Origin of the sequence: Bacillus sp. FSL K6-3312, assembly GCF_038007485.1 — a bacterium.
Taxonomy (GTDB): domain Bacteria; phylum Bacillota; class Bacilli; order Bacillales; family Bacillaceae; genus Bacillus; species Bacillus pumilus.
This window is the reverse complement of sequence record NZ_JBBOXI010000001.1, coordinates 2,372,872-2,387,012: the sequence shown is the minus strand read 5'-3', so window position 1 is coordinate 2,387,012 and position 14,141 is coordinate 2,372,872. Positions and strand designations below refer to the sequence as shown.

The window sequence follows — 14,141 nt, the reverse complement described above, 5'->3', positions numbered from 1 at the left end:
GATATAATATGAAAGTTATCTAATTATTTTAGGAGATGAAAATGTGAAACTTCGAAAAGATCTTCGCAACATCGCAATTATTGCCCACGTTGACCATGGTAAAACGACGCTTGTTGACCAATTGCTCCATCAAGCTGGTACTTTCCGTGCGAATGAAAATATCGCTGAGAGAGCCATGGATTCAAATGATTTAGAGCGAGAGCGCGGTATTACGATTTTAGCTAAAAATACTGCGATCCATTATAAAGATACACGCATTAATATTTTAGATACACCAGGACACGCCGATTTCGGTGGTGAGGTTGAGCGTATCATGAAAATGGTAGATGGTGTACTTCTCGTTGTGGATGCTTATGAAGGCTGTATGCCTCAAACACGCTTTGTGCTGAAAAAAGCACTTGAGCAAAACTTAACACCAATCGTTGTTGTCAACAAAATTGACCGCGACTTTGCTCGTCCGGCTGAAGTAGTCGATGAAGTAATTGACTTGTTCATTGAATTGGATGCAACAGAAGAACAGCTTGAATTCCCAGTTGTCTATGCATCAGCAATCAATGGTACAGCAAGTAACGATGCGAGCAAGCAAGATGAAAACATGGAATCTTTGTTTGAAGCCATTGTTAACCATATCCCTTGCCCAGTTGATAACCATGAAGAGCCGCTTCAATTCCAAGTGGCACTACTTGATTACAATGATTATGTTGGAAGAATTGGGATTGGTCGTGTATTCAGAGGAACAATGCAAGTAGGACAGCAAGTAGCCTTAATGAAAGTTGACGGCAGTGTGAAACAATTCCGTGTGACGAAGATTTTTGGTTTCCAAGGGTTAAAACGAGTGGAAATCAACGAAGCGAAAGCAGGAGATCTTGTTGCTGTTTCTGGAATGGAAGACATTAACGTAGGTGAAACGGTTTGTCCTGTTGAACACCAAGAGGCTTTGCCAATCCTTCGTATTGATGAGCCAACACTTCAAATGACGTTTGTTGTGAACAACAGCCCATTTGCAGGCCGTGAAGGGAAATACGTAACATCACGTAAAATTGAAGAGCGCTTAGAGCAGCAGCTTCAAACAGACGTTAGTCTTCGTGTCGATCCAACTGACTCGCCTGATGCTTGGGTTGTATCTGGACGCGGAGAGCTTCACTTATCCATTCTTATTGAGAATATGAGACGTGAAGGATTTGAATTACAAGTATCGAAGCCAGAAGTTATTGTAAAAGAAGTTGACGGTGTTCGATGTGAGCCTGTTGAACGCGTTCAAATTGATGTACCAGAAGAGCACACTGGCTCTATCATGGAATCAATGGGCGCACGAAAAGGTGAAATGATTGACATGATCAATAATGGGAATGGTCAAGTTCGCCTGATCTTTACAGTGCCTTCACGTGGTTTAATCGGATATACAACTGAATTTCTTTCATTAACTCGTGGTTTTGGTATTTTGAACCATACGTTTGACAGCTACCAGCCAATGCAGTCTGGTCAAGTCGGCGGACGCCGTCAAGGAGTACTTGTTTCGATGGAAACAGGTAAAGCGACTGCTTACGGAATACAAGGCGTTGAAGAGCGCGGTGTGATCTTTGTTGAGCCGGGTGTTGAAGTATACCAAGGAATGATTGTTGGTGAGCATAACCGTGAGAACGATCTTGTTGTCAACGTAAGCCGTATGAAACAACAAACAAACGTACGGTCAGCGACGAAAGATCAAACGGTGAGCATGAAAAAACCACGTATTATGTCACTTGAGGAATCTCTTGAGTACTTGAATGAGGACGAATACTGTGAGGTTACACCTGAATCAATTCGTTTAAGAAAGAAAATTTTAGATAAAAACGAACGTGAGAAATCAGCGAAGAAGAAAAAGCTAGCAGGATTATCTTAATTCCATGAAGAATTAAAGAGATAGAACCCTGAAAGATAAGGGGAGGGAATCTTTTTGAATGATCAGGAAGTAAGTGAAAATCTATCCTTTTTCGCGATGCTGTTTCGTGTCGATGAAAATCCGCAAACAGGGATGTGGCTCCTATATGGCACCATCCTTGTTTTAGCGATTATTGTTTTTAAGCTCGGCTTTGCTAGACGTTTACCGATTTTAAAAGCACTCGTGATTTACTTGTTTTTGATTTTTGGCTGCACGTTTCTTACATTTCTAGGAATTTTCCTGCCAGTAGCGGAAGGTCTAGTCGTGGCAGCTGTCATTTTGATTATTTATAAAATCAGGCTGCATCGTGCGAAAAAAGAAGGAACAGTGAATACGTAAAAAAAGACCTGAACTTGTGTCAGGTCTTTTTTTTATGTCTTTTGTTCTTTCTTTCCTTTTTTCTTCTTTTTCTCTTTTGTCGCAGGATCTTGATAAAGAGAGAATCTGCCAGTCTTGATGCGTGCTTCTGTCTTTACTTTAATACGTTCCTGACAGTCATCGCACATATATGTATGAATCGGTCGATTTCTTAACCGCTTAGCAACGAGTGTATCATCATCAATGGTTTCAAGCTTCTCACATATTGAGCACTTCACTCTCATCCTTTTCACCTCACTTATTGCATTTATTATAGCATGTTTTCCAGCTACTTAAAATTAGCGTAGAAAACGGCTTATATCACAGGAGATATAAGCTGTTCTCTTTATTTCTTCTGATTCATATGATGGTTTGATTGATCGTTTTGATGTTCGTCTAACTGCTTTTGATCATTTTGTTTGAGCTGATCATTCGGCTCATTTGTCGGATCTGTTTCGCGGCGATCAATTTCATTTCTCGGCATCTCTGGCATCACGCGGCCGACGATGGCGGCTAGTTCATCCATAATCCCACTGACAGGATGGCCTGCTTGTATTTCTTTGCCCATTTCTTTTAGCCGGCTGACTGTATCCGGATCAGCGACCACAACAGCATTCGCACCTTCTGGATCATTTTTCAGTGCTTTTGCAACTGAATATTTAATGTTTTCTACTTTGCTTCTATCTAAATCATCTTTTACATCAATACCAACAACAGCATAGCGGCCGATGACGATCGCCGTTGCATCATTGACATCTGCTACGTGCTCTGTCACTTTGACAAGATGCTGCGCAACATCTGTAGATGACCGGGCTTGATTGGTCTTTTTCTTCGTTGAGTCTGACACCCGTACTACGTGCTGGCGACCATCTTGCTTGTCTAGTGCCTCTCTCTTTTCCTGCTGCTGGCAAGCGCCCAACAGAATGATGGCTTGAATCATGAATAATGTTAAAAATAGTCGCATCTGTATTCCCTCCTTCACAAACTGCATGATTTATTTTATTGTTGAATTAACCTTCTAACTTTATTCATGAAAACATATATTTTAACAATCGTTTTGGGAAAGACAAGGATGAATGAAACCCCGATCAGGAGGCGAAGGACCTGAGTAAAATTTATGTATTAGACACAAATGTGTTATTACAGGATCCGAATTCAATCTTTTCATTTGAAGACAACGAGGTCGTCATACCAGCCGTTGTGTTAGAAGAAGTAGACTCAAAAAAGAGATATATGGACGAGGTTGGACAAAATGCTCGGCGCGTCTCACGCCTAATCGACGGTTTAAGATCGAAAGGGAAACTGCATGAAAAAATTACACTAGAGTCAAATGGGACGTTGCGCATTGAACTGAATCACCGCTCTTTTCATGAGCTTCAAGAAATTTTTATTGAAAAAACGAACGATAATCGAATTTTGGCAGTCGCGAAAAATTTAAGCTTAGAGGAAGAAACAAAGCCTCATGGCAGGCCTGTTATTTTGGTCAGCAAGGATGTGTTAGTGCGGGTAAAGGCAGATGCTATAGGGCTTCAAGCAGAAGACTTTTTAAGTGACCGTGTTTTGCAAAATGAAGACATCGATAATGGCTATCATGAGCTCTACATTCCGACTGAGCAATTGAATACATTTTATAAGCAAAATCAATTACCAATAAAAGAGGTCACAAGTGCACCATTCAACCCACATCAATTTGTCATCATGAAGGGAAATGAAGGCGGTTCTGCTTTAGGAATGCTTGATCAAAAGGCAGATCAAGTGAAACGTCTCGTTTATGATCAAGAGCATATTTGGGGAATCCGTCCAAAGAATGTCCAGCAGACGATGGCACTAGAGTTGCTTTTGCGCCGTGATATTCCGCTCGTGACACTGATTGGAAAAGCGGGGACTGGTAAAACATTGCTTGCACTTGCTGCCGGGTTAATGCAGACAGAGGACCTTGGTATGTTTAAAAAGTTGATCGTGGCGCGCTCCATCGTGCCTGTTGGGAAAGATATAGGATATTTGCCTGGAGAAAAGGAAGAAAAGCTCAGACCATGGATGCAGCCGATCTATGACAACCTAGAGTTTTTATTTAATACAAAAAAGCCGGGCGAGCTTGATGCGATTTTGGCGGGAATTGGATCTATTCAAGTCGAAGCATTGACATATATTCGGGGCAGAAGTATACCTGATCAATTTATTATCATTGATGAGGCGCAAAATTTAACTAAGCACGAGGTGAAAACATTATTAACGCGAGTCGGAGAGGGAAGTAAAATTGTGCTGATGGGAGATCCAGAGCAAATTGATCACCCTTATTTAGACAGCTTAAATAATGGGCTTACGTATGTGATTGAACGGTTCAAAGGGCAGCAAATATCTGGACATGTCAAGCTTGTCAAAGGAGAAAGGTCTGGACTTGCACAGCTTGCCGCTGATTTGCTATAGTCCAGACCCTCTGTTTCTTATGTAATGATGAGCTCTGTGACACCTTTTATCGGCTGAGTGAGGTTGGACTGATCCGCGAAATAGACGTGGATTGGTCCTTCTTCTGTGATTGGCTTACCATGTTGGCTGAAATGAGCAATGCTTTCCATTGCCTGAGAAAGCGGTACAGCAATTGTACCTGTTTCTGTGACAAATTCGCATGTATCCGCATGTTCAAGCGGCTCAGCATTTTTTAGCATATCGCCAAGCTTCATCCCGAAGCTACCTGTGACGAGTCTTTCCTTTTCGTACTTCTTCTCTGTTTTTAACGTGGGTGGAAGTGTTTGACCTTCTCTTATGACCCGCTCTTGGTCAAGCTCCTGATCTAGCTGCTTCTCTTCACTTGCTGCATTTTTTTCAAAGAATGAATCCATTAAAAATTTACGGTCATCAAAAATCCATACACTTGGATCAATGGTGATCTTGTACTGTACGTTCCCCTTGATTTGAATGATGCTCATGTTCAAGACAACCCCTTTCCAACATAAATTATAGAAGTTTTCTCCCGCTTTGTCACTTTCATAAACATGTTGCACCTTGTACACACTAATCGTACATGAACGATAGGGAGTGTATGAGGCATGGCATGTCGCGACAATGAAGAGCTTCAGCGATTTGTAGAAGAAGCAAAAAAAGTGGCCAAAGATGGTCAAGTAGCATCCTATATTCCCGCTCTCGGCAAAGCGGATCAGACGGATTTATCTGTGGCTGTGTATCATGTGAGCAATACGTGCCACTCAGCTGGAGATGTAGATAAACGATTTACCCTTCAAAGCATTTCAAAAGTATTAGCACTGGCGCTTGTGCTCTCAGAAGAAGGGCCAAAAAAAGTCTTTCAATTTGTTGGACAAGAACCAACAGGTGACCCGTTTAATTCAATGATCAAACTGGAAACAGCGAGTCCGAATAAACCGCTGAATCCAATGATTAATGCAGGGGCGCTCGCAGTCACGAGTTTAATCAGAGGAGCGACTCCGCAAGATCAGCTGGGCCGGTTGCTTAGCTTCATTAGAGAGCTTGCAAATGACAAAAGCATTACATACTGCAAGGAAACAGCAGCCTCCGAATTTGAGACATCCATGATTAACCGGGCGATGTGCTATTATATGAAGCAATATCATATTATTAGAGGGAACGTAGAGGAAGTCATGGACGTCTATACGAAACAATGTGCCATCATGATGAACAGCTTGGATTTGGCGAAAATTGCTTGTGTTTTTTCATTAGACGGCAGACATCCAGAAACGGGGAAGCAAATTCTTTCGAAAGATGTCGCTAGAATTTGTAAAACCTTTATGGTGACGTGCGGCATGTACAATGCGAGCGGAGAATTTGCCATTAACATCGGAATTCCTGCAAAAAGCGGTGTCTCAGGCGGGATTATGGGAGCTGCACCATATGATTTTGGAATCGGTATCTTCGGTCCGGCTCTGGATGAAAAAGGGAATAGTATTGCTGGGATTAAGCTGCTTGAGCTGATGAGTGAAAAATACGAAATGAGTATCTTTTAATGAAGGAGGGCTTCTTTTTATTTTTACAAAGCGAACTGTACAAATCTGCTTGCAATTTTGGGCGTTTCGCTTTATGATAAATAGAAGAATTAGGTACTCGCCTGGGGAACGGAGGGATACTTTTGGCGTCAGAAATTTTAGTCGATCATCGGCAAAAAGCACTGTCTTTATTAAAATTGGATGCAGATAAAATTTTAAAATTGATCCAAGTGCAAATGGACAACTTAACGATGCCGCAATGTCCTCTTTATGAAGAGGTTTTAGATACTCAAATGTTCGGATTATCGAGAGAAATTGATTTTGCTGTCCGGCTTGGATTAGTTGATCAACATGAAGGTAAGAAACTACTCGATAAACTTGAGAGAGAGCTTTCCGCACTTCATGATGCGTTCACAAAAAAATAATGATTGAAAACTCAAACTTCCTTAACATAAGTTTGAGTTTTTTTGTCCTCTATTTTCTTTTCATTGTTTCATGTCAAACGGACTTGATTCTTTCATGAATGACGAACAATATAAAAGAGGTAAAACGAGATCAAACAGAGAAAATGTAGTAGAATAAAAACAGCTAAGAGGATATCAAGCAGTAGAAACAGACGTTAGGAAGAGGATTATATGTTAAAGAGAATGCTAAAATCGTATGACTACTCATTATTGTTCGCCATTATTTTAATTAGCGCATTCGGTTTGGTCATGGTGTATAGCTCAAGTATGATTACATCTGTGATTAGATACGATGCCGCGCCAGATAATTTTTTTAAGAAACAGCTTTTATTTATGATCGTTGGAGCGGTCATCTTGCTCTTTACAGCATTAGTTCCATATCAGCTGTTTTCAAATAAGAAATTTCAAATCGGTATGCTGCTGCTATCCGTTTTTTCCCTCATCTATGTGTACTTTGGCGGTCATATTGCAGGGAACGCAAGAAGCTGGATTAAAGTAGGCCCATTCAGCCTTCAGCCGGCGGAATTTGTGAAGATTGTCGTTATTATCTATCTTGCTGCTGTGTATGCAAAAAAGCAGCATTATATTGATCATATTTTACGAGGAGTCACACCTCCAATCGTGATTGTTTCGATCTTATGCGGATTTATCATTTTGCAGCCAGACTATGGGACAGCCTTTATCATTGGCATGATTGCTCTTGCGATGATTTTATGCTCAGGGTTTAGCGGAAAAACTCTTGCGAAGCTGCTGGCGTTATTTAGTGCCGTGATGGTCATCGTAACCCCATTTATTATTCTGTTCTGGGATAAAATATTCACGCAAAATCGCCTCGGGCGTTTTGAGAGTTTCCAAGATCCCTTTAAAGATGCAGGGGATACTGGACATCAATTGATTAATTCCTATTACGCCATTGGATCAGGCGGCTTTTTTGGACTGGGTCTAGGAGAAAGCGTTCAAAAGTACGGGTATCTTCCAGAGCCGCATACAGATTTTATCATGGCAATCATTTCAGAAGAGCTTGGCTTTTTCGGCGTGTTTTTTGTACTCGCTCTCCTTGGCTTCATCGTCGTGAAAGGTTTTTATATTGCAAGAAAGTGTGAAGATCCATTTGGAAGTTTGCTTGCAATAGGAATTTCCTCCATGATTGCGATCCAAACATGCATTAATTTAGGCGGTGTTTCTGGTCTGATTCCGATTACTGGGGTCACTCTTCCGTTTATTAGCTACGGGGGATCGTCCATCATTTTACTGAGCGGTTGTATGGGAATATTGCTGAATATCAGCATGTTTACTGAATATAAAGAGCGTTACAAAAAGAAAAAATCAATGAGCAAGCCATCAGTTCAAAAAAATGGATTGCGGAAAACTTTGAATCTTTAGAAAACAAAAGTGTACAGTTTTCATTTCTTCCTTTATTATAGAGTACATATAAAATTTTAAGGGATATGGAGGAGTGAGAAATGTCACAGAGAACAATTCAAAAGGTTCTAGTTGCAAACAGAGGGGAAATTGCTATCAGAGTCTTCAGGGCCTGTACGGAGCTCAATTTACGTACAGTAGCCATTTATTCCAAAGAAGACTCGGGCTCTTATCATCGCTATAAAGCAGATGAAGCATATCTAGTTGGAGAAGGAAAAAAACCGATTGATGCCTACCTTGATATCGAGGGGATCATCGAAATTGCAAAACGAAATGATGTGGATGCGATCCATCCAGGTTACGGATTTTTATCTGAAAATATTCATTTTGCAAGACGATGCGAAGAGGAAGGCATTCAATTTATCGGTCCAACTTCTCAGCATTTAGATATGTTTGGAGATAAAGTAAAGGCAAGAGAAGAAGCGAAAAAAGCTGGAATTCCAGTCATTCCAGGAAGTGACGGACCAGTTGATTCGGTCAAAGAAGTCGAAAAATTCGGTGAAGAATACGGTTACCCGTTTATTATTAAAGCTTCACTAGGCGGCGGCGGCCGGGGTATGCGGATTGTCAGATCAAAAGAGGAGCTGAATGAAGGCTATGACCGTGCAAAGTCAGAGGCGAAAGCTGCTTTTGGAAATGACGAAGTATATGTTGAGAAACTGATTGAAAATCCGAAACATATTGAAGTGCAGGTGATTGGTGATAATCACGGCAATATCATTCATTTATATGAGCGTGACTGCTCTGTCCAAAGGCGTCATCAAAAAGTCATTGAAGTTGCGCCAAGTGTATCTCTTACAGATCAATTACGTGAGGACATCTGCGAAGCGGCTGTTAAGCTGGCTCGAAATGTGTCGTATATTAACGCTGGGACTGTAGAATTCCTAGTCGCAAATGGTGAGTTTTATTTTATTGAAGTCAATCCTAGGGTACAGGTGGAACACACGATCACAGAAATGATCACAGGTGTCGATATCGTACAAACCCAAATTCTTGTCGCAAAGGGTCATGATCTCCATAGCAATGAAGTCGGAATACCAAAGCAAGAAGATATCTTCACACATGGATTTGCCATTCAATCAAGGGTCACGACAGAGGATCCTTTAAATAACTTTATGCCGGACACAGGAAAAATTATGGCCTACCGTTCAGGTGGGGGATTTGGTGTACGCTTAGATGCTGGGAACAGCTTCCAAGGTGCGGTCATTACATCTTATTACGATTCATTATTGGTCAAGCTGTCCACATGGGCGCTCACATTTGATCAGGCTGCTGCTAAAATGGTCCGTAATTTGCAGGAATTCAGGATTCGCGGAATTAAAACAAACATTCCGTTTCTTGAAAACGTGGCAAAGCATGAGAAGTTTCTAAAAGGGGAATACGATACGTCGTTTATCGATTCAACCCCAGATCTATTTAATTTCCCTAAACAAAAAGACCGTGGAACGAAGATGCTTACTTATATTGGTAACGTGACCATTAATGGGTTCCCTGGTATTGCGGAGAAAAAGAAGCCTCAATTTGATAGACCAAATGTACCGAAGCTTCCTGTTCATGAAGAGGTTCCGTCTGGGACAAAACAATTGTTAGATACGCATGGACCTGAGGGGCTCGCCAATTGGGTAAAAGAACAAAAGAGCGTCCTTTTAACAGATACAACCTTTAGAGACGCGCATCAGTCTCTGCTTGCAACACGCTTTAGAACACATGACTTGAAGAAAATTGCCCAGCCAACAGCAGGTTTATGGCCAGAGCTATTCAGTATGGAAATGTGGGGCGGCGCTACATTTGATGTTGCGTATCGTTTCTTAAAAGAAGATCCTTGGGAAAGGCTGAAAGAGCTTCGTCAAGAAGTTCCGAACACCTTGTTCCAAATGCTTTTAAGATCATCAAACGCTGTCGGATATACAAACTATGCAGATAATTTAATTAAAGCATTTGTAAAGGAATCGGCTGAGGCAGGCATTGACGTGTTCCGTATTTTTGATAGCTTAAACTGGGTCAAAGGCATGACGCTTGCCATAGATTCTGTTCGTGAATCAGGCAAAGTGGCAGAGGCAGCCATTTGTTATACAGGGGACATTCTCGATCCATCTCGTCCGAAATATGATCTTAAGTATTATGTATCTCTTGCGAAAGAGCTTGAATCTGCCGGTGCACATATTTTAGGTATTAAAGATATGGCGGGATTATTAAAGCCGCAGGCAGCTTATGAGTTAGTCTCTGCTTTAAAAGATGAACTCACGATCCCTATCCATCTTCATACACATGATACGAGTGGAAATGGACTGTTCACCTATGCAAGGGCAATTGATGCAGGTGTTGATATTGTCGATGTGGCCGTTAGCTCTATGGCAGGACTTACATCGCAGCCAAGTGCGAGCTCACTGTACTATGCTTTAGATGGACATGAAAGAAAGCCAGACATGAACGTCCAATCTGTCGAACACCTTTCTCAATACTGGGATTCTGTCAGAAAATACTATCATGAGTTCGAAAGCGGCATGAATTCGCCGCATACAGAAATTTATGAGCATGAAATGCCTGGCGGTCAGTATAGTAACTTGCAGCAGCAGGCGAAAGGTGTCGGACTTGGCGACCGCTGGAACGAAGTAAAAGAAATGTACAGACGTGTGAATGACATGTTTGGTGATATTGTGAAGGTGACACCATCCTCTAAAGTAGTCGGAGACATGGCACTTTATATGGTGCAAAATGATTTAACAGAGGAAGATGTCTATGAAAAAGGAGCAACTTTAGACTTCCCGGATTCTGTTGTGGAACTATTTAAAGGCTATTTAGGCCAGCCGCATGGCGGTTTCCCTGAAAAATTGCAAAAGCTGATTTTAAAAGGAGAAGAACCGCTCACTGTCAGACCTGGTGAAAAGCTGAAGCCAGTTGACTTTGAAGCTATACAGCAGCAGTTCAAAGAATCTCATGACCTGACGCTGACAGAGCAAGACGCGATTGCGTATGCCTTATATCCAAAAGTCTTTTCTGAATTTGTCCAAACAGCAGAAAGCTACGGAGACATCTCTGTTCTTGACACACCAACGTTCTTCTACGGGATGAGGCTTGGTGAAGAGATAGAGGTAGAAATTGAAAAAGGAAAAACCCTCATTGTAAAACTCGTGTCAATTGGAGAACCGAATCCAGATGCCACAAGAGTTCTTTACTTTGAGCTAAATGGACAGCCGCGTGAAGTCGTGATTAAGGATGAAAGCATCAAATCATCCGTTCAAGAAAAAATGAAGGCGGACCGTTCAAATCCAAATCACATTGCCGCATCAATGCCAGGCACTGTCATCAAAGTGCTCGTGGAAAAAGGACAGAAAATCTCGCAAGGTGAGCATTTGATGATCAATGAAGCCATGAAAATGGAGACGACTGTACAAGCCCCATTCACTGCGGTCGTAGACGAAATACATGTGACAAATGGAGAACCGATTCAAACCGGAGATCTGCTGATTGTTTTAAAGCCTGAATAATAAGTGAGACACATCCATCGTGATGTGTCTTTTTTGAGCGCATTAAAATGTGCAGCAGCCTGCGAGAGTGATTACACTATAGAGTGAGGTGAAGAAAGTTGGAAATTGTCGTGATTTGGTTTCGCCGAGATATGCGATTAGATGATCATATCGCCTTATCAAAAGCGATCACATATGCAAAAAAACATGAGTACAAATTATTGGCTCTTTATCATCTAGATCCATTTTTTACTGAAATGGAAATGGATATAAATAACGAACATTTCTTTCAAAACTTGGCGCATTTCGTCAAGGAAGCGAGAGAATCTCAAGTGTATGTTCACCTTCTCCATGATGATGTCCCGCGCGCCTTTCAGCAGGTCATGGAAGTGTATGACATCAAAGCCGTCTTTTTTAATGAAGATGAAGTGGGTATGGGCCAAAGGCGTGACAAGCAAGTAACCGATTTTTTAGAAAAGAAGGGCATTCATGTGTCAACATGGCAAGATACACACCTTCACGGGGCGCGGGATATTTTAAAAGCAGATGGGTCACATTATCAAGTGTTTACCCCATACTATCAATCATGGCGGAAGCAAGAGAAGCAGCCTGTGATAAAAGTTGACAAATCATTTTTCAGCAGCGAGCATACGATTTGTGATGAGTCACTTTCGCAAAAAGGAAATGACAAACTGCGAGAATTGATAAAAGGCTGCTCAAGGAATTTTGATCAAATCGGCTCAGACAAAGCGATGAACACGCTTCATCACTTTATCCAAAAAAGATTAACGCGTTACCATGAGAAACGGGATATTCCGTCAGTTTTTGGAACGAGCAAGCTGTCGCGTTTTTTAAAAACAGGCACTATTTCGATTCGAATGATCTTCCATGCGATATATGAAGAAGCACTCTATGAAGACGAGGGCAGAGAGACTTTTATCAAAGAGCTGGCATGGCGCGATTTTTATCATATGATTTATGCGCATTATCCTGAGATGAAAGAAAAAGAAATCAATTCGGCGTTTCAAGGGATGAAATGGAATGAAGATGAGACGCTGTTTGAAGCTTGGTGTAAAGGAGAAACAGGCTTTCCGCTGGTTGATGCAGGGATGAGACAGTTAAATGAGGAGGGCTGGATGCATAACCGCTTGCGAATGGTTACAGCCTCATTTTTAACAAAGGATTATTTGATTGATTGGAGAAAAGGCGAAGCGTATTTTTCAAAAAAACTTGTCGATTATGATGAGGCGTCAAATATCGGAGGATTTCAGTGGGCAGCCTCGGTCGGAACAGATGCGGTGCCGTACTTCCGTATTTTCAACCCGACGACTCAGTCAAAGCGATTTGATCCGAGCGGGGAATTTATTAGAAAATATGTACCAGAGCTAGAGCATGTCGATGAAAAATGGATTCATGAACCAAGTAAAATGCCGATTGATGAGCAATTGAAATCGGGGTGTGTGCTAGGTGATACATATCCGCTGCCGGCAGTTGACCACCAGGAAAGACGCAAAAAAGCCATTTCGCTATTTGAAGAAGCAAAACAACAATAAAACAAATCCCCCATTCAGCAAGAAAGGGGGATACAAATTCTTATTTGAATGGTTCTTTGCTTTCATATTTAAACCGGGCAATGAGTAAGCAGAAGTAACAGAGTACTCCAAACAAACAGGAAATAAAGAATGAATGAGCCAGCGCATAACCTAGTGCGAGCTGAGAATACACAGACATCACACCTGAAATCGCTTGAAGTGTAATGAGAATGGCTGAAATGATCCATCCATAATACAACTGCTTCTGATCTTTATAATGTTTCATGGCATGGAACATCGCAACAAATATCCAGACGAATAAAAGAAGTGCTGCTGCTCGGTGAGACATTTGAACCCACTGATTAAAATAAGTCGGAAGTGCACCGTCTTTTGAACAAAACGGGAAGACAGAGCAAGCAAGGCTTGATTTTGTATGTCTCACATAAGCACCCGTATACACCACAATATACGTATATGTGATCAAGCCATAAATATGGAACTGCATTCTTTTCCCGATATGGAGCGGCTTCACAAGCTTTGTTTCAGATCTGGTTGCCTCAAACACAAGAAGGGCAAGCAGTAAGATTGAAGCAAAAGAAATCAGTGAAATACCGAAGTGCAGTGCCATCACAAGTGCGTTAGAACCAAACACAACGGCAAGAGCCCCTAACAGCGCTTGTAGAAGTAAGAATATAATCGACATGATGACCAAGAATTTGGTTTCACGGAATACTGGACTAATCTTTTTCCAGCATAAGATCGCCAGTGCCAGTACAAGAATGGTGGAAACCCCTGTTGACATGCGGTGACTCCATTCAATGATGGAAGCAGGGTTCATTTCAGGAAAGAAACGACCGTGACAAAGGGGCCACTGTCTACCGCAGCCAAGACCCGAGCCGGTTTTCGTCACAAGCGCACCACCAATCAAAACGATCAGCATCACAAACGTTGTGATCACGCTCAATAACCTTAAAGCAAATTTCATCAAATTATTTCACCTTCTCTAAAAAACTTCTGATCTA

The 14,141-nt window shown here is 41.5% G+C and carries 12 protein-coding genes; 8 read left to right on the top strand and 4 right to left on the bottom strand.

What is annotated here, in order from left to right; translation table 11 throughout:
• Positions 1-43 precede the first annotated feature (43 nt).
• Together typA and MHI11_RS12360 are read left to right on the top strand one after the other, a co-directional pair.
• A complete protein-coding gene (typA, locus tag MHI11_RS12365) occupies positions 44-1,882 on the top strand; it encodes a translational GTPase TypA (protein ID WP_044142019.1) in 1,839 nt (612 codons plus the stop codon).
• Between the two features lie 96 nt (positions 1,883-1,978).
• Positions 1,979-2,260 carry a YlaH-like family protein gene (locus MHI11_RS12360; RefSeq protein WP_044142104.1) on the top strand — a complete coding sequence of 94 codons (282 nt, stop codon included), beginning with the start codon at positions 1,979-1,981 and terminating at the stop codon, positions 2,258-2,260.
• Positions 2,261-2,292: 32 nt separating this feature from the next.
• Here the strand turns inward: MHI11_RS12360 and MHI11_RS12355 are convergent, their stop codons facing one another.
• Together MHI11_RS12355 and MHI11_RS12350 are read right to left on the bottom strand one after the other, a co-directional pair.
• The gene (locus MHI11_RS12355; RefSeq protein WP_003210787.1) at positions 2,293-2,523 is read right to left on the bottom strand and encodes a YlaI family protein; all 231 of its coding nucleotides are present in this window, start codon (positions 2,521-2,523) and stop codon (positions 2,293-2,295) included.
• A gap of 101 nt (positions 2,524-2,624) precedes the next feature.
• Complete coding sequence (locus MHI11_RS12350; RefSeq protein ID WP_340961172.1) at positions 2,625-3,242, bottom strand: YhcN/YlaJ family sporulation lipoprotein; 618 nt, start codon at positions 3,240-3,242, stop codon at positions 2,625-2,627.
• A gap of 140 nt (positions 3,243-3,382) precedes the next feature.
• Between MHI11_RS12350 and MHI11_RS12345 the strand changes: the two genes are divergently transcribed.
• The gene (locus MHI11_RS12345) at positions 3,383-4,705 is read left to right on the top strand and encodes a PhoH family protein (RefSeq protein ID WP_044142017.1); all 1,323 of its coding nucleotides are present in this window, start codon (positions 3,383-3,385) and stop codon (positions 4,703-4,705) included.
• Positions 4,706-4,722: 17 nt separating this feature from the next.
• On the opposite strand, the gene MHI11_RS12340 is transcribed toward MHI11_RS12345, so the two are convergent.
• On the bottom strand, positions 4,723-5,205 hold the full coding sequence (locus MHI11_RS12340; protein WP_044142016.1) for a hypothetical protein: 483 nt from the start codon (positions 5,203-5,205) through the stop codon (positions 4,723-4,725).
• Positions 5,206-5,325: 120 nt separating this feature from the next.
• On the opposite strand from MHI11_RS12340, the gene glsA reads away from it, so the two are divergent.
• The 5 genes from glsA (at position 5,326) to MHI11_RS12315 (ending at position 13,140) form a co-directional block, all read left to right on the top strand.
• Positions 5,326-6,255, top strand: coding sequence for a glutaminase A (glsA, locus tag MHI11_RS12335; protein ID WP_003211229.1), 930 nt, complete (start codon positions 5,326-5,328; stop codon positions 6,253-6,255).
• Positions 6,256-6,377: 122 nt separating this feature from the next.
• Positions 6,378-6,659 (top strand): YlaN family protein, encoded by a 282-nt coding sequence (locus MHI11_RS12330; RefSeq protein WP_034318078.1) that lies wholly within the window; start codon positions 6,378-6,380, stop codon positions 6,657-6,659.
• A 210-nt stretch (positions 6,660-6,869) separates the two neighbouring features.
• Positions 6,870-8,081 carry a putative lipid II flippase FtsW gene (gene ftsW, locus MHI11_RS12325; RefSeq protein ID WP_340961171.1) on the top strand — a complete coding sequence of 404 codons (1,212 nt, stop codon included), beginning with the start codon at positions 6,870-6,872 and terminating at the stop codon, positions 8,079-8,081.
• An 80-nt stretch (positions 8,082-8,161) separates the two neighbouring features.
• Positions 8,162-11,608, top strand: a complete 3,447-nt coding sequence (pyc, locus tag MHI11_RS12320) for a pyruvate carboxylase (RefSeq protein ID WP_340961170.1) — start codon at positions 8,162-8,164, stop codon at positions 11,606-11,608.
• Between the two features lie 98 nt (positions 11,609-11,706).
• Entirely contained in the window at positions 11,707-13,140 is a 1,434-nt protein-coding gene (locus MHI11_RS12315) for a cryptochrome/photolyase family protein (protein WP_340961169.1), read from the top strand.
• Between the two features lie 40 nt (positions 13,141-13,180).
• Here MHI11_RS12315 and MHI11_RS12310 read toward each other — a convergent pair whose 3' ends face one another.
• A complete protein-coding gene (locus MHI11_RS12310) occupies positions 13,181-14,104 on the bottom strand; it encodes a COX15/CtaA family protein (protein WP_044142012.1) in 924 nt (307 codons plus the stop codon).
• Positions 14,105-14,141 lie beyond the last annotated feature (37 nt).